We start from the raw sequence: 14,955 nt of genomic DNA, 5'->3' as shown, positions 1-14,955 counted from the left end.
CTGATTTTGAAATAGGGAGAATAAAGACGGCGGGAAAATAAGAAATAGATGCTTAATTGCCAAGAAAAAAAGCCCGCCGAAACAATTCGGCGGGCTTAGTACGCCCGGCGGGAATCGAACCCACAACCCCTAGCTCCGGAGGCTAGTGCTCTGTCCAGTTGAGCTACGGGCGCATTTCTTTATGCAATTTACAAAATTTTTTGCACGAAATCACGGTATTTTTCAGCAGCATGGCAATGGTCATGGGACCGACGCCGCCCGGAACCGGCGTAATGGCGCCTGCTGTTTCTACGGCGGAAGCAAAATCGACATCGCCGACAAGCTTGTAGCCTTTGGGATTCGAAGGATCCTCGACGCGGTTGACGCCCACATCCAGCACCACGGCCCCCGGCTTGATCATGTCGCCGGTGACCGTATTGGGCCTTCCAGCAGCGACGGCCAAAATATCCGCCTGGCGCGTATATCGCGAGAGGTCGCCGGAACCGGTGTGGCACACGGTGACCGTCGCATTTGCCCACGGTTTTTTCTGCATCATGAGTACCGCAAACGGCATCCCGACAATGGCGCTCCGGCCGACCACGACAACGTGTTTGCCGGCAGGATTAAAGTCGTACGCTTTCAACAATTCCTGCATGCCTGCCGGCGTACAAGGTACGAACGTTTCCTCACCGACCGCCAGGCGGCCGCGATTGACCGGATGAAAGCCGTCGACATCCTTTTCCGGCAGGATGGATTCCAGGATTCTTTTTTCAGAAATATGATTGGGCAGGGGAAGCTGAACAAGAATGCCGTGCACGGCAGGGTCTTGGTTGAAACGGTCGATCCAAGCCAACAGCTCGCTCTCCGGCGTGGACTCGGGCAGATGCGTGGTTGCCGACGCAATGCCGATTTTCTCACAGGCTTTTTGCTTCATGCCGACATAGGACTTGGAAGCGGGATTTTCACCGACGAGAATGACCTCCAGTCGCGGCACGATGCCTTTCTGTTTTAGCTCGGCAACCTCTTCCGTCAGCTGCGCATAAATTTTTTCCGCAACGGCTTTTCCGTCTATTAGAATCGCGGACATCACTTACCCTCCGGCAGGTTGATTCGTTCGATGCTCTTTGCCCGCCCGGTTTGGCGATCGATCTTGATCAGCACCCCGTTCAGGCGAACGTTGGCGGTCGCCGTCTGATAATATTCCGGAATGCCCGAAAGAAACCGCTTAACGGCGACCTGAACATCCAGGCCGATAACTGAATCGTGTGGACCGGTCATGCCGGCATCACTGAGGTAGGCGGTACCTTTCGGCAGAATGCGTTCATCAGCGGTCTGCACGTGGGTGTGCGTGCCGATCACGGCGCTTACCCGTCCGTCGAGGTACCAGGCAAGGGCGCTTTTCTCCGCCGTCGCTTCCGCGTGCATGTCGACGATCAGGATCGGCGTTTGCCGGCGCAGGCGGTCGATCAGCTCATCGGCTTTGCGGAACGGACAGTCGATGTCGTACATGAACGCTCTGCCCTGCAGATTGATGACGCCGATCGGCGTTCCGGCGGAGGACGTCAGAACCACCGCCCCTTTGCCGGGTGCGCTGTCGGGATAGTTGGCGGGTCTCAGAACTCGATCGCTTTGATCCAGATAGCGCCGAAACTCGGCATGCGTCCAGGTATGGTTGCCGCCTGTGATGACATCTGCGCCCAGCTCCATGTACTGTTTTGCCAGAGCTTCCGTAAGTCCCTTACCCTGCGCCCCGTTCTCACCGTTGACGATGGTAAACTCGATTTCGTGCCGCGCTTTAAGCTCCGGCAGCCACTTGGTCAAAGCATCAAGACCGGCTTTACCGACAACATCGCCGATAAAAAGCACAGTGACGATGTCTTTGCGGCTGTTCATCGTTTGGGGCCGTTACTTGGCATAATCGACGGCGCGGAACTCACGAATGACGGTGACCTTGATCTGGCCGGGATACTCCATCTCGTTCTGGATCCGTTCGGCAATGTCGGAGCTGAGCTGCTCGGCCATGGCATCGTCGATCTTGTCATGCTCGACCATGACGCGAATTTCGCGGCCCGCCTGAATGGCGTAGGCGTTGCCGACGCCGCTGAACGAACGCGCAATGGCCTCCAGCGCCTCGAGCCGCTTAATGTAGGTTTCCAGTGCCTCGCGTCTGGCGCCCGGTCTCGAGCCGCTGATCGCGTCCGCCGCCTTGACCAACACGGCAATCGGCGAAATCGGTTCCACGTCCTCATGATGCGCCGCAATGGCATTGACGACGATCGGGTGTTCGCCGTATTTTTTCGCCAATTCGGCGCCGATTTGCGAATGGGTTCCTTCGGTATAGCGGTCGATCGCTTTGCCGATGTCGTGCAGCAGTCCGGCGCGCTTGGCTAATGTGCCGTCCAATCCGAGCTGCACCGCCATCAATCCAGAGAGAAAAGAGACTTCTATGGCATGCTGCAGGTTGTTCTGGCCGTAGCTGGTGCGGTATTTGAGCTTGCCGAGCAGCTTTTTGATCTCCAGCGGCGCATCGCCGACGCCGGTCTCAAAGAGCGCTTTCTCGCCGATTTCGACCAGCTTTTCTTCCATCTCTTCGGTGGTCTTTTTCACAACCTCTTCGATGCGTGCCGGATGGATACGGCCGTCCGCCACTAAACGCTCGAGCGCAAGCTTGGCGATCTCGCGCCGGAAAGGATCGAATCCCGAAAGGACGACCGCTTCGGGCGTATCGTCGACGATCACCTCGACGCCCGTCGCCTGCTCGAAAGAGCGAATGTTGCGGCCTTCGCGTCCGATGATGCGGCCCTTCATCTCATCGTTCGGAAGGTTCACGACCGAGACCGTCGTTTCGGTAGAATGATCCGCTGCGGTTCGTTGAATCGCCTGAACGATAATTTCTTTAGCCTCGCGATTGGCCGCCTGCCGCGCCTGATCCTTGATCTCCTTGATCTCCCGCGCCGCTTCCTGTTTGGCCTTTTCCAGGAGATTGTTCATCAAGATCCGCTTGGCCTCCTCGTTGGTCAGGCCGCTGATTTTTTCGAGATGCTCGTTCTCCTCGGCAATTTTCTCCTGCAGCTCTGCTTCCAACTTGGCCGTCTTTTCCAAACGGGTCTTTAGATCCGCTTCCAGCGACTTGAGTTCTTCTTCCTTTTTGCTGAGAAGTTCGTGTCGTCGATCGAGGCTCTGTTCCCTGCCCGCCAGTTTGCTTTCCAGTTTGGAGAGCTCCGCTCTCCGCTGCCTGATTTCATTTTCCAGATTCTGCTTGAGCCGAAGGAACTCGTCCTTCGCTTCGAGCTGCTTTTCCCGTTTTAAAGCTTTCGCTTCTTTTTCCGCATCGGCAATGATCTTTTCCGCCAATTTTTCCGCATTGGCGACTTTGCTTTGCCCGATGTATCTGGAAGCCAGCCAGCCGCCGATAAACCCGACGACGCCGACCACCACAGCCGTTAAAATCATCGTTGTCATGTTGCCTTCACCCCTCCGTCAGATCCGGTTGAGAGGACTCTGACTCGTTAGCGTGAGACTCGAGGATTAGAGTGCAACGACGGAAAGGAAAGCCGGTACAGAACCGGCGGAGGTTAAAGAGGTTCAGAAGCGGGCAAAAAGCTTATTTCTCGTTCTGCTTTTCCCATTCGGCGGGATTTTGAATGCCAAGTTCCAACTGCTGAATCAGCCGTTGGAGCCGTTCCTTCAAGTTTTGATATTCTCCGATCCCTTTCTTCTGCTGATCAAAAAGCTCCTCAGCAATATTGAGGGCGGTCAATATGGCCACCTGATGCAGAGGCAGACTCATCTTTAAGGAATGAATCTCCCGCATTTTTTGATCGACATACGATGCAATTTGGAGAATATCATTATCCTTGTCAGCACGTAAAACGTACTCCGAGCCGAAAATGTTGACCTTGAAGGTTTTGCTTTCATTATCCATTTAACTTGACATAGCGAGAAAAGGCTTCCGCCTCGTTTCCTCACCGTTCGCCTTCATTCAAGCAGTCGCACCTTGTCGATTTTTTCCACAAGTTCCTGAAGGCGTTCTTTCAGCTTCATTTCTCTTGCCTGAAACTCTTTCAAGAGTTCGGCATCATTGTGTTGAGAGAGTTCTTCGATCTGCTTCTGCAGTTGCCGGATTAGCCTCTCCTTTTCGTCGATCGCTTTCTCTAATTCCTGCTTTTCGCGAATTAAAGTATGAATGACCTTTTGTTGTTCGGCAATTTTTTTCAGCGCCTGATAGACGCGCCGTTCCAACAAATCAATAAGACTTTCTTGTGCCATGATCAGCTCGGTCGTAATTCTGCGCCCAATTCTTTGCGCAATCGTTCGAGAATTTTTTCGACCGTCTCGTTCACTTCATCTTCGTTTAACGTACGTTCTTTTGATGAAAAAGTCAATGAAAAAGCCGCACTTTTTTTGCCGGGCGGAACCTGATCGCCTTGATACAGATCGAACAAGCGAACCTCGCGCAGGTAAGGTCCGCCGGCTTGACGAATTTCCTCCTCCAATCGGCCGACCGGCGTGTCGATGTCGACGATCAGAGCAAGGTCGAAAGGCGACGAGGGGAAACGCGGCACCGGATCATATCGCTTGTTTATAGTGCGCAATTCAAAAAGTGAATCGAAATCGAGCCACAAGCCGAACACATCGCAAACCTTGAACTTGTAAAAAGCGCAGATTTCTTTGCGAATCTTGCCGAAACTACCGAGGTAACGTCCGTTGATCTCCAGACCTACGCTCTCTCGATCCCAGATCGGCTCTTTCGCCTCCACAAAACGCGCTTTCGAAATCCCGATGCCCTCGAAAAGATGCTCGTAAATACCCTTGATGTCGTAAAAATCAAAAGCAACCGGCCCTTGATACCACTCTTTGTTTAACCTTTCGCCGCACAACAGCACGCCGATCTGCAGTTTTTCCTCAATTTTGCCGTTAATCTTCCAGCCCGATTGCCCGATCTCATAGATTCTGAGATCCGGCATTTGGCGATTACGATTGTAGGCTGCCGTCCCTAATAGGGAAATCAGGATGTTCGGACGAAAGACGGCCATATCGGCGCTGAGTGGATTGATGAGATTGACGCATTCCAATCCGTTCGGCAGGAAAGCTTCGGCTATTTTGCGCGGCACCAAGTTATAGGCGACCGTTTCGCGCAATCCGGCCGAAACAAGCATTCGCCGCACTTGATCTCGGAAGCGATCGCGCTGATTCGGTTCCTGCATCTGATTGATGCGCGGAGCCGGTTCGGGCGGCACTGCATGATAACCGATGCAGCGCGCCACCTCTTCCATCAAGTCGACCGGCCGAGTGAGATCGAAACGGAAAGTGGGAATTTGCACCGACAACAAGTCGGCATCCATCGGTTGCGTCGGCAGCTCGAGGCTTTGCAGAATCGACCCGATTTTTTCCTGCGGCAGATTGGTACCCAACAAGGCATTGCATTTTGCGGTGGAAAGCCGAATGGTCAACGGTGCGATCGGTTTGGCATAAACATCAACGACCTCGCCGAGGATTTTGCCGCCTGCCAATTCGACCATCAGCTGAGCGGCGCGGTCCAACGCATAGACGGCGCCGTTGGGGTCGACGCCCCGCTCGAATCTCCGCGAGGATTCGCTGGCCACCTGCAGTCTACCGGAGGTCTTGCGGATGCCGGTGGGCTCGAAATGAGCGCTTTCCAAAAAGACCGCAGTCGTTTGCTCAGAAACTTCGGAATTGAGTCCGCCCATAATTCCGGCCAAGGCAACCGGCCGCTCCGCGTCGCAGATCAACAAGTCTTCAGGGCCAAGCTCATGCTCTTTGCCGTCCAGCGTTACAAATCGTTCCCCTTTGTCGGCGGTGCGTACAACGATTCGATTTCCTCTGAGTAACGCCCGATCGAAAGCGTGGAGCGGCTGGCCGGTTTCCATCATCACATAGTTGGTAATGTCGACCACATTATTGATCGACCGCACGCCCACTGCGTGGAGACGTCTGGCCAGCCAAAGCGGCGAAGGACCGATTTTTACCTCAGCAATGAGTCTGCCGGTGTAACGCGGACAGCGCTGAGGGTCAAGGATCTCCACATTCATCGCTTCGCCGGCAGGCGCGGGCTGCAAAGAAAGAGCGCGTTTCTTTAACGGTCTGCCCATGGCCGACGCCAGCTCACGGGCAATTCCAATCACGCTCATGCAGTCGGCGCGATTGGGTGTTACAAAGACATCAAAAGTTGTATCAGCCTCTCCGAGCAGCTCTTTCAAGTCTTTGCCGAGCGGCGCATCATCCGGCAGCTCGAGAAGCCCGTCCGCACGCTCGGAAAGCCCGAGCTCGCTTTCCGAACAGAGCATCCCTTCGCTTACAACGCCCCGCAGCGGCCGCGTTTCGATGCTCATCTCTCCCAGCTTGGCGCCCGGAAGCGCCAGCGGATAAACCTTGCCTTTTCGGACGTTGGGAGCGCCGCAGACGACGTTCCGCTCTGCCGTGCCGTCCGAGACGCGGCAAACTCGCAGATGGTCGGCACTCGGATGCGGGTCAACGGCAAGAACCCGAGCAGTGACCACACCGGAAAAAGCGTATTGCGGCCGAGTGATTTCCTCGATCTCCAGGCCGCGCATGGTCAGAGTTTCGGCGATCTGCTCGATCGAAAGATCAATATCGACAAATTCCTTAAGCCAGCTCAGCGTTACTTTCAAGTCGGTCCACCATTAAAACTGGTTGAGAAAGCGCAAATCGTTTTCGTAAAAAATTCGGATATCGTGTACGCCTAAAAGCAGCATCGCGATCCGCTCGATGCCCATGCCGAAGGCGTAGCCGGAGTAAATTTCGGGATCGATGTCGACGAATCCAAAGACCTCCGGATCGACCATACCGGCGCCGGAGATCTCGAGCCAGCCGGTCTGTTTGCATACCCGGCAGCCGTTGCCGCCGCAAAAAATGCAGGAAAAATCGTATTCTGCGCTGGGCTCGGTAAACGGAAAAAAGCTCGGGCGAAAGCGAACCTGTACGCCATGCCCTAGAAGTCTTTGCGCAAAGGCCTGTACCACCCCCTTTAGGTCCGCAAACGAGACGCCGCGATCGACAACCAAGCCCTCCACCTGATGAAATATGGGCGAATGAGTGGCATCCGGCGTGTCTTTGCGAAAGCAGCGGCCGGGAGCGATCATGCGGATCGGCGGTTTTTGCTTTTCCATCGTGTGGATTTGCACCGGTGAGGTGTGTGTACGCAAGAGAAAACCGCCTTCGACATAAAAAGTGTCGTGCATGTCGCGCGAAGGGTGATGCGCCGGAACGTTCAACGCTTCAAAGTTATAATAGTCGGTTTCGATTTCCGGCCCCTCCTCCACTCGGAACCCCATGCCGATAAAGATGCTCTTGATCTCGTCCATCACCTGCAGCAGGGGATGCAGGCTGCCCTGCGGCGGACGGCGTCCCGGCAGTGTCGGGTCAAAAAAAGAGGCGCGCTCCTCGCGATCTTTTTCCTGTTGCTTCAGTTCTTGGAGGGTCTGCGTCAGCTCGTCGCGAAGGCGGTTCAGCTCCGCTCCCGCGCGCGGCTTTTCCTCGGCATCGACGGCGCCAATAAGCTGAAAGAGCGCAGTCACCTTGCCCTTTCTACCAAGAAAAGCGATGCGCAGCTCTTCCACCTCTGCGGAAGAGGCGACAGTACGGCTCTTTTCCGCAAACTCGCGGCGGATTTCCGCCGCTGTCATCAGGATCTGTTTGAATGCCTCCGACATGAGCGATCAGGATTTAGCGGAATTGACGACGGCTTCAAAGGCTTTAATGTCGTTTACGGCCAAGTCGGCTAGGATTTTGCGATCTACGACGATGCCCTTTTTATTCAGCTTGTCGATGAGCTGAGAATAGGACAGCCCGAACATCCGCGAAGCGGCATTGATGCGCGTGATCCACAAAGCCCGAAGCTCGCGCCGGCGATTCCTTCGATCGCGATAGGCATACTGCAGGCCCTTTTCGACCTGTTCTTTGGCAGACTTGAACAGACGGTGCTTACCGCCCCAATAACCTTTGGCAGCTTTGAGATATTTTTTCCGACGATGATGGGTCGGAACAGAAGAATGCGATCTGGGCATTATAGTCCTCCGTATCGTTCAGGGTGTAAACAATCAGGCGCTGATCAAGCGTTTGACGCGGGCGTAATCGGCTTTGGCAATCAGCGTATTCTGCCGCAGCCGGCGTTTCCGCTTGGCGTTCTTTTTGGTAAGAATATGGCTGGCAAATGCGCGCGAACGGCGAATTTTGCCCGTACCGGTAAATCTGAACCGCTTCATCGCTGCACGGTTCGTTTTCATTTTCGGCATTTTACATTACCTCACTTTTTCGTCAGATAGAGTATCAGTTGACCGCCTTCAAATTTCGTATCTTTTTCAACCTTGGCTACATCTTCCAATTCTTTCTTGAGCCTTTCCAGAACCGCTTCGCCGAATTCGCGATGGGCATTTTCGCGTCCACGGAACATGACGGTGGCTTTGACGCGATTTCCTTCCTCGATAAACTTCCTGGCGTGCTTGACTTTAAAGAGAAAATCATGTTCCTCGGTCTTTGGCCTCAGCCGAATTTCCTTGGTAACGATGACGTGTTGTTTTTTACGACTGTCCTTTTCCTTCTTGGCCAGTTCGTATTTGAACTTGCCGAAATCCATAATCTTGCAGACGGGAGGCACGGCAGTCGGAGAAATTTCGACTAAATCCAGCCCGGCCTCATCGGCCAAACGCAACGCTTCCGCTTTGCTGATTACGCCGATCTGCTTCCCGTCGGGGCCGATGCATCGAACGCTTTTTGCTTCGATTTCATCGTTGACGCGAATTTCTTTGACCTTGATGTGGCACCTCCAAACTAGGTTCTTTATTTACATTGTTTTTTTCTGCACGCCCTCCTGCACCAGAGCGATGAATTCACTCAGTGTCATACTGCCCTTGTCGCCCTCATGGCGTTTGCGCACTGCGACAGTTTGTGTTTCGAACTCTTTTTTGCCGAGGATTAGCATGTATGGAATCTTTTGCGTCTCCGCTTCGCGAATTTTATAACCGATTTTTTCATTACGGTCGTCCAATTCCGTGCGAATTCCGGCGGACTTGAGCTGTTCATTTACTTGCGCGGCATAGTCATGCTGCTGATCCGTTATCGGCATGACGACAACCTGAACCGGCGCCAGCCATAAGGGAAAGGCGCCCGCATAATGCTCGATCAACACACCGAAAAACCGCTCCAATGAACCGAGAAGCGCCCGATGGATCATGATGGGGCGATGCCGTTGGCCGTCCTGAGCGACATAGTGGATGTCGAAACGCTCGGGTTCATTGAAATCCACCTGAATAGTGGAGCACTGCCAAGAGCGGCCGATGGAATCGCGAATTTTGATGTCGATTTTCGGCCCATAAAAAACACCCTCGCCGGGATCGATCTGATAGGGAATTCCCGAAGCATCGAGTCCTTTGCGCAGCGCTTCCGTGGCCCGTTCCCAGTTTTCCAAAGTGCCGACATATTTCTCCGGTCGAGTGGACAGGTACACGTCGAAGGACTCAAAGCCGAAGGTCCGCAGCATGCCGGTGGAAAAATCGATCAGTTTGAACACCTCGTCGTCCAGTTGATCGGGTCGGCAGAAAATGTGGGCGTCGTCCTGCGTAAAGCCGCGTACGCGCATCAGTCCGTGCAGCACGCCGGAGCGCTCATAACGGTAGACCGTGCCCAACTCGGCCCAACGGAACGGAAGATCACGATAACTTCTCGTTTTGCTGCGGTAAATGAGCAGGTGGAACGGGCAGTTCATCGGCTTGACGAGATATTCCTGCTCATCGACCTGCATCGGCGAGTACATGTTCTCGCTAAAGAAATCGAGATGGCCGCTGATCCCCCACAGCGTCTTGCGCGCAATGTGCGGGGAATTGACGAACTCGTAACCCGCTTCCAGATGGCGCTGCTTCCAATACTCTTCGATCTTGTAGCGAATAAAGGCGCCTTTGGGGTGCCAAAGCACCAAGCCGGGGCCTGCTTCATCCTGAATTGTAAAGAGATCAAGCTCTTTGCCCAATCGACGGTGATCGCGCCGCTTCGCCTCTTCGAGTCGAAAGAGGTATTCGTCCAATAGAGATTTTTTCGGAAACGAGATGCCGTAGATGCGCTGCAGTTGGGCATTTTTTTCGTCGCCCAGCCAATAGGCGCCGGCGACGCTGAGAAGTTTAAAGGCGGCGACATAGCCGGTAGACGGCAGGTGCGGGCCGCGGCACAAGTCGATGAAATCGCCTTCGCGATAGATGCTCGGCGGTTCGCCCAATCGCTCGATCTGTTCGACTTTGTAATCCTCGCCCCGTTCTTTGAAAAGCCGCAGCGCCTCTTCAACCGACATTTCCTCGCGAATGAACGGTCGGTCGGCGGCGACGATTTCAGCCATTTTGGCTTCGATTCTAACTAAATCTTCCGGCGTAAGACTCTGTCCCAAGTCGATATCGTAGTAAAAGCCCTCTTCGACCGGCGGCCCAAAGGCAAATTTGGCCTGCGGAAAGAGCTCCTTGACGGCGTGCGCCATAATATGGGCGCTGCTGTGCCAAAATATTTCCTTGCCTTCGCGGGAATCGAAGGTGAGGAACAAAAGATCGCCGCTCTCCGTCAGAGGTCGAGCCAAGTCGAGGAGTTTGTTGTTGATCTTGAGGGCCAGCGCTTCTCGCGCCAATTTTCCCCCGATCTCCGTCAAAATATCGCGGCCGGTTATGCCGGAGTCGTAGGATTTTTCTCTGCCGTCTGGAAACCGTATCGAAATTTTGGCCAAACAATCACCCTTTCCGGATCATCGTTTCTACAAATTAAAACCGCCTCAAAGAGGCGGCGGCAATTTATGTGGGCGGTACTGGATTTGAACCAGTGACCCCTTGCATGTCAAGCAAGTACTCTAACCATCTGAGCTAACCGCCCGTTTATGAATCGATCGTTTCAATTTTCGCGGCCGTCGGCAGCCGAAATCGTCATGTAACAGTGCCGAGGGCCGGAATCTAACCGGCACGGAATTATTCATTCCGAGGGATTTTAAGTCCCTTGCGTCTACCAATTTCGCCACCCCGGCCGTCTGGGCATCTGGAGGCGGCGATCGGAATCGAACCGATGAATAGAGGTTTTGCAGACCTCCGCCTTAGCCACTTGGCTACGCCGCCGTGATGGAGCGGGAGACGAGGCTTGAACTCGCGACCCCAACCTTGGCAAGGTTGTGTTCTACCACTGAACTACTCCCGCATCTCACAAAGGTTAAGAAATATAAAAACTTTGGTGTATTTATGCAAGCTATTTTTGTCTTTTCGATGCTTACTTTTTCTGACTTGGGCTTTAATTCCGGCACGGATCGTCTGCCAAAATTAGACTGCGAAAAGTTTTTGTTCGAGGTTCATCCGCTTCTTTGCAAGGACAAATGCTGCCGAGGCTGTTGTGCACCGGCACAGTGCCGTCATCGCTGAGAATCTGCCACCGACCGTCCGGATAAAAGAACAGTGATTCCGGCGTCCAATCGCGGGGGATGGCTATCGTATCCACTCTGCGGGTCGCCAGCGACAGATCATCCAAGACGAAAAGAGCAGAGTCTTTTGATTCTTCGACGCCGCCTGCAATGATCAGCAGACAACCCTTTTCTCCCCTACGTTCCAGGCTGCGTATACCCAAACCACCCAAGTCCAACACAATAGGTGCACCGAAGCGCGCCGCTTCTCCGTACAAAAGCACGCGTTCCGGATTCAACAGAGGCACCAGCAGCGCCTTGCCTTTGGGTCGCGGGTTGCGAAAACCGATGAGCAGGCTTTTGCCGTCGCTGCCGGCTGCTAGTCCTTCGATATTGACTCCTCTCTTTTTCGGACGCAGCTGATCATCTCTCTTTTTTTGCGGCTGGTAGGCTTCTTTCAGGCCTGTCCGTCGAGAAACGGGATCGGCAATCAAGTCGTCCAACAAACGACTGTAGGGTTTGCCGAACGGCTGAACAGAAAAATCATCTCCGCGCCGTTCGATGCGCAGCGCAAAAAAGCGATGGCGATTTTTTCGCAACCTTCCTTCTTTGTCTCTGCCGTGAGAGGAGATGAAATAGATGACCTCTCCAAGGCGGGCGGCGCCTTCCAAATCTGCTTCGGGACTCTTGTCGTCGTATGCGATTCCCAACATAGAGGATAAATCTTGGATAAAAACCGGCTCTGTCCGATCGAGGCGAAAAATGCGCAGCAAATTATCTTCGTCGTTGACGGCAACAAAATGCTGATCGTCCAAGGCGATGCCGGCGGAAGCGTCGCACATGGTCGAAAAAGTCAGCTCCTGGGCCTTAGGCTGCTTCTGCAACAGCAGCACCACCGATAAAGCAGCCGTTAATATACAAAGTCGATTGACCATACCGTCTCCCGACCTTATTCCCATTCATCGGTCCACGAATCGTATTTGATGCTTTTGCCGCTTTTCGGTCGAATCCGCTTCTTGGCCTGCAGTTCTTTTTCGGCCTGCAGACGGACGTAGCTTTCGTAACGCATCGGGTCTAATTCACCGCTCGCGAGGGCCGATAAAACGGCACAGTCCGGCTCGTTGAGATGCCTGCAGTTGCGGAACCGACACGATCTGCTCAGCTCTTCGATCTCCGGAAAGGCGGCGCTTGGGTCATCTACATCCCACAATTGCACCGAGCGCAGACCCGGGTTATCGATCAATAGGCCGCCGTTGCGAAGCAGTATCAGCTCCCGATAGGTAGTGGAATGCTTGCCGCGATCTTTGTAGCGGCTCGTTTCGCGAACGGCATAACGGTCTTCACCGATCAGATCGTTCAGCAACGTCGTCTTGCCGACACCGGAGGAGCCGAGCATGGCAACGGTCTCACCTCGCCGAAAATAGGGCGTCAACTGATCGATTCCCTGCTGCAGCAATGCGCTGATCACATGCACCGGTATGTGAGAATAGGATTGCCGAACGATTTCGGCGACCTTGTCCGGCTCCGGATGGAGATCGGCCTTGTTAAGGATAAGGATCGGTTCGGCGCCGCTCTGCGCGATCAAGGTCAAATAGCGATCGATGCGGCGCGGATTGAATTCTTCATTAAGGGCGGTAACGAGAAAGATTCGATCAACATTAGCAGCCAGAACCTGCTCCTCAGTGACGAGACGTCGGCCGGTGCGCGTGCCGGTGTCGCGCGAAATTTTGCACTTCCGCGGTAGAACCTGCTGAATGGTAGCCTGGTTTCCTCCCTCGGCCAGCATTACCCAGTCGCCGACGACCGGAAAATCGGCCGGCGACTTGGCGGCATGGCGCAATTTGCCTGCCACCACGGCCGGTATGTCGCCCTTTTCCGTCAGGACGCGATAGAGCTTTTTCTGCTGCAGTGAGACTCGGCCGGGAATTAGTCCGCGGGAAAGCGCCGGCTTGGCATGTTCGGCAAAGAAATCATTCCAGCCGAGTTCTTCCAACGTTCTCGGTCGTTCGTTTGGGGTTACATTATCCTCTGAATTCATACAGCTCGTGTCCGCTTTCGAGAAACTTTTTTTCGAACAGAGTATACGCTTCCTGCGGGCGAATCTTTGCCGTTTCACCCTCATAACCGGTCGCCAGACGATAGGCGGCGGCAAATTCTTGGATAAATATAAGCCAATTACTGCGCAAAATCAAACGTTCAGAAATCGCTATCAAGTATTTGAAGGCAGGATGGGCATGAACTCGCCGCTTCAGATGCTCCTTTTTCGGCCATGGATTGGGATAAAAAAGATAGTGGACTTTGAAGCGCATACCCTTTTCGGCGGCCAAACGCCAAAAGTCGAATTGATCGGCACGTAAAAAGACAGCGTTTTGCGGCCGCTCTTTTTTATTTGCTTTGGCCAGCCGCGCCGCCGACTTGTCGATTCCGATTACCCAGCAGTCCATGTGATCTTCGGCAAGGCGCAGGGTGCTTTCGCCGGTTCCGCAGCCGGAATCGAGGATCATCGGCCGATTTATTGAAGAGACGACTTGAAGAAAGCGCATAAAGGCCTCACGAGTATGGCTCGCCGGCGGCTTTTGCCACTCGGCGGCAAGATGGCGGCGCACCGTAACTTCGAGGCGTTCGTGAGGCAGAGTCTGCCTGCTTATGACGAGTTTGCTGTTACCCTTCAAGGTCGATTTCGCTCGTAAATAATGCGCATCCCTTCGAGAGTAAGAAAAGGCTCCAACTTGAAAGGAGTTCGTAAGTGTCCCATAAGCAAACGGGCGAGGCCGCCGGTGGCGATGTTCATCGGCTTTTCACCGAGCTCCTCGCTGATGCGGGCTGTCAGTCCCTCGACCATCTCGACGGTGCCGTACATCAAACCGGACTGCATGCTGGTTTCCGTAGTGCGGCCGATGACGCGCGCGGGGAATGACAGATAGACCCTCGGCAGCTTGGCGGCGCGACGATGAAGAATCTGCGCCGACATTTCGATTCCAGGCGCGATCACGCCGCCGAGATATTTGCCATCGCGCGAAACAACATCGAAGGTGGTGGCGGTGCCGAAATCGACGATGTTCAGCGGCCCGCCGTATTTGAAAAAGCCGCCGACGGCGTTGCAGAGCCGGTCTGCTCCGACAAGGGTCGGGCTTTCGTAGGCGATCTCGATGCCGAGATCGAGCGCCGAACTGACCACCAGCGGGGCGAAATGCAGGTATTTGACGGCCATTTTTTCAAAAGTGTGGGTCAAATCCGGCACGACCGAAGAAATGACCACGCCGGTCGTCTGCGCAAGATCGACCTGATTGGCACGGGCAATGTTGGACATCATCATCCACGCCTCGTCCTCGGTCCGTTCGATCATGCTTGAAATGCGCCAGTGCGCCCGCAGCTCATCTCCCTCCATGAGTCCGGCGGCAATTTGTGTGTTTCCAATATCAATCGCCAACAGCATCGTCAGTCTCCCAAGTAGCGAAATTGGTGATGGTCACGATCCGGTCGCCGCTCTGCAGCAGTGCGGCACCGTTTTCATCCAGTCCAAGGAAAACGCCGATCAGGGCTTTCCCTTGTACGGTGGTCTGTATGGTTCGATTTAGATG

The 14,955-nt window shown here is 54.2% G+C and carries 15 protein-coding genes and 5 tRNA genes; all 20 read right to left on the bottom strand.

The window, feature by feature from the left end; all coding sequences use genetic code 11:
* Positions 1–99: 99 nt before the first annotated feature.
* The 20 genes from ONB24_14190 to ONB24_14095 all read right to left on the bottom strand — a co-directional run bounded on the left by ONB24_14190 (position 100) and on the right by ONB24_14095 (position 14,810).
* Positions 100–173 (bottom strand) — tRNA-Arg (locus ONB24_14190).
* Positions 164–1,066: a bifunctional methylenetetrahydrofolate dehydrogenase/methenyltetrahydrofolate cyclohydrolase FolD gene (gene folD / locus ONB24_14185; GenBank protein ID MDZ7317260.1), complete on the bottom strand. Its 903-nt coding sequence runs from the start codon at positions 1,064–1,066 to the stop codon at positions 164–166. The genes ONB24_14190 and folD overlap by 10 nt, the downstream gene beginning before the upstream one ends.
* Positions 1,066–1,872: a TIGR00282 family metallophosphoesterase gene (locus ONB24_14180; protein ID MDZ7317259.1), complete on the bottom strand. Its 807-nt coding sequence runs from the start codon at positions 1,870–1,872 to the stop codon at positions 1,066–1,068. The genes folD and ONB24_14180 overlap by 1 nt, the downstream gene beginning before the upstream one ends.
* Positions 1,873–1,884: 12 nt before the next feature.
* Positions 1,885–3,441 (bottom strand): ribonuclease Y, encoded by a 1,557-nt coding sequence (gene rny / locus ONB24_14175; GenBank protein MDZ7317258.1) that lies wholly within the window; start codon positions 3,439–3,441, stop codon positions 1,885–1,887.
* 142 nt (positions 3,442–3,583) lie between these two features.
* Positions 3,584–3,904, bottom strand: a complete 321-nt coding sequence (locus ONB24_14170; GenBank protein MDZ7317257.1) for a cell division protein ZapA — start codon at positions 3,902–3,904, stop codon at positions 3,584–3,586.
* A 53-nt stretch (positions 3,905–3,957) separates the two neighbouring features.
* Positions 3,958–4,248: a hypothetical protein gene (locus ONB24_14165; protein ID MDZ7317256.1), complete on the bottom strand. Its 291-nt coding sequence runs from the start codon at positions 4,246–4,248 to the stop codon at positions 3,958–3,960.
* Positions 4,249–4,250: 2 nt separating this feature from the next.
* Positions 4,251–6,632: a phenylalanine--tRNA ligase subunit beta gene (gene pheT / locus ONB24_14160; GenBank protein MDZ7317255.1), complete on the bottom strand. Its 2,382-nt coding sequence runs from the start codon at positions 6,630–6,632 to the stop codon at positions 4,251–4,253.
* A 12-nt stretch (positions 6,633–6,644) separates the two neighbouring features.
* Positions 6,645–7,673: a phenylalanine--tRNA ligase subunit alpha gene (locus ONB24_14155; GenBank protein ID MDZ7317254.1), complete on the bottom strand. Its 1,029-nt coding sequence runs from the start codon at positions 7,671–7,673 to the stop codon at positions 6,645–6,647.
* 6 nt (positions 7,674–7,679) lie between these two features.
* Entirely contained in the window at positions 7,680–8,027 is a 348-nt protein-coding gene (rplT, locus tag ONB24_14150) for a 50S ribosomal protein L20 (GenBank protein MDZ7317253.1), read from the bottom strand.
* Between the two features lie 33 nt (positions 8,028–8,060).
* Positions 8,061–8,255, bottom strand: a complete 195-nt coding sequence (gene rpmI / locus ONB24_14145) for a 50S ribosomal protein L35 (protein MDZ7317252.1) — start codon at positions 8,253–8,255, stop codon at positions 8,061–8,063.
* 11 nt (positions 8,256–8,266) lie between these two features.
* Positions 8,267–8,761: a translation initiation factor IF-3 gene (infC, locus tag ONB24_14140; GenBank protein ID MDZ7317251.1), complete on the bottom strand. Its 495-nt coding sequence runs from the start codon at positions 8,759–8,761 to the stop codon at positions 8,267–8,269.
* A gap of 42 nt (positions 8,762–8,803) precedes the next feature.
* The gene (gene thrS / locus ONB24_14135) at positions 8,804–10,720 is read right to left on the bottom strand and encodes a threonine--tRNA ligase (GenBank protein ID MDZ7317250.1); all 1,917 of its coding nucleotides are present in this window, start codon (positions 10,718–10,720) and stop codon (positions 8,804–8,806) included.
* Between the two features lie 69 nt (positions 10,721–10,789).
* Positions 10,790–10,863, bottom strand: a tRNA-Val gene (locus ONB24_14130).
* Positions 10,864–10,924: 61 nt separating this feature from the next.
* Positions 10,925–11,011: transfer RNA gene (locus ONB24_14125), tRNA-Leu, on the bottom strand.
* A 12-nt stretch (positions 11,012–11,023) separates the two neighbouring features.
* Positions 11,024–11,099: transfer RNA gene (locus ONB24_14120), tRNA-Cys, on the bottom strand.
* Positions 11,100–11,103: 4 nt separating this feature from the next.
* Positions 11,104–11,178, bottom strand: a tRNA-Gly gene (locus ONB24_14115).
* A gap of 90 nt (positions 11,179–11,268) precedes the next feature.
* Positions 11,269–12,309: a DUF3616 domain-containing protein gene (locus tag ONB24_14110; GenBank protein ID MDZ7317249.1), complete on the bottom strand. Its 1,041-nt coding sequence runs from the start codon at positions 12,307–12,309 to the stop codon at positions 11,269–11,271.
* Between the two features lie 14 nt (positions 12,310–12,323).
* Positions 12,324–13,412, bottom strand: a complete 1,089-nt coding sequence (gene rsgA, locus ONB24_14105; GenBank protein MDZ7317248.1) for a ribosome small subunit-dependent GTPase A — start codon at positions 13,410–13,412, stop codon at positions 12,324–12,326.
* Positions 13,396–14,046, bottom strand: coding sequence for a tRNA (guanine-N(7)-)-methyltransferase (locus ONB24_14100; protein MDZ7317247.1), 651 nt, complete (start codon positions 14,044–14,046; stop codon positions 13,396–13,398). The genes rsgA and ONB24_14100 overlap by 17 nt, the downstream gene beginning before the upstream one ends.
* Complete coding sequence (locus tag ONB24_14095) at positions 14,043–14,810, bottom strand: type III pantothenate kinase (GenBank protein MDZ7317246.1); 768 nt, start codon at positions 14,808–14,810, stop codon at positions 14,043–14,045. The genes ONB24_14100 and ONB24_14095 overlap by 4 nt, the downstream gene beginning before the upstream one ends.
* Positions 14,811–14,955 lie beyond the last annotated feature (145 nt).

This window comes from candidate division KSB1 bacterium, from assembly GCA_034505495.1.
Taxonomy (GTDB): domain Bacteria; phylum Zhuqueibacterota; class Zhuqueibacteria; order Residuimicrobiales; family Krinioviventaceae; genus Fontimicrobium_A.
Note: the sequence above shows the minus strand (reverse complement) of the source record. Positions and strands in the feature narration are given on the sequence as shown.

Coding starts and splice junctions, on each gene's coding strand:
- folD (MDZ7317260.1), bottom strand. CDS start 1,066: ATGTCCGCGATTCTAATAGACGGAAAAGCCGTTGCGGAAAAAATTTAT.
- ONB24_14180 (MDZ7317259.1), bottom strand. CDS start 1,872: ATGAACAGCCGCAAAGACATCGTCACTGTGCTTTTTATCGGCGATGTT.
- rny (MDZ7317258.1), bottom strand. CDS start 3,441: ATGACAACGATGATTTTAACGGCTGTGGTGGTCGGCGTCGTCGGGTTT.
- ONB24_14170 (MDZ7317257.1), bottom strand. CDS start 3,904: ATGGATAATGAAAGCAAAACCTTCAAGGTCAACATTTTCGGCTCGGAG.
- ONB24_14165 (MDZ7317256.1), bottom strand. CDS start 4,248: ATGGCACAAGAAAGTCTTATTGATTTGTTGGAACGGCGCGTCTATCAG.
- ONB24_14155 (MDZ7317254.1), bottom strand. CDS start 7,673: ATGTCGGAGGCATTCAAACAGATCCTGATGACAGCGGCGGAAATCCGC.
- rplT (MDZ7317253.1), bottom strand. CDS start 8,027: ATGCCCAGATCGCATTCTTCTGTTCCGACCCATCATCGTCGGAAAAAA.
- rpmI (MDZ7317252.1), bottom strand. CDS start 8,255: ATGCCGAAAATGAAAACGAACCGTGCAGCGATGAAGCGGTTCAGATTT.
- ONB24_14110 (MDZ7317249.1), bottom strand. CDS start 12,309: ATGGTCAATCGACTTTGTATATTAACGGCTGCTTTATCGGTGGTGCTG.
- rsgA (MDZ7317248.1), bottom strand. CDS start 13,412: ATGAATTCAGAGGATAATGTAACCCCAAACGAACGACCGAGAACGTTG.
- ONB24_14095 (MDZ7317246.1), bottom strand. CDS start 14,810: ATGCTGTTGGCGATTGATATTGGAAACACACAAATTGCCGCCGGACTC.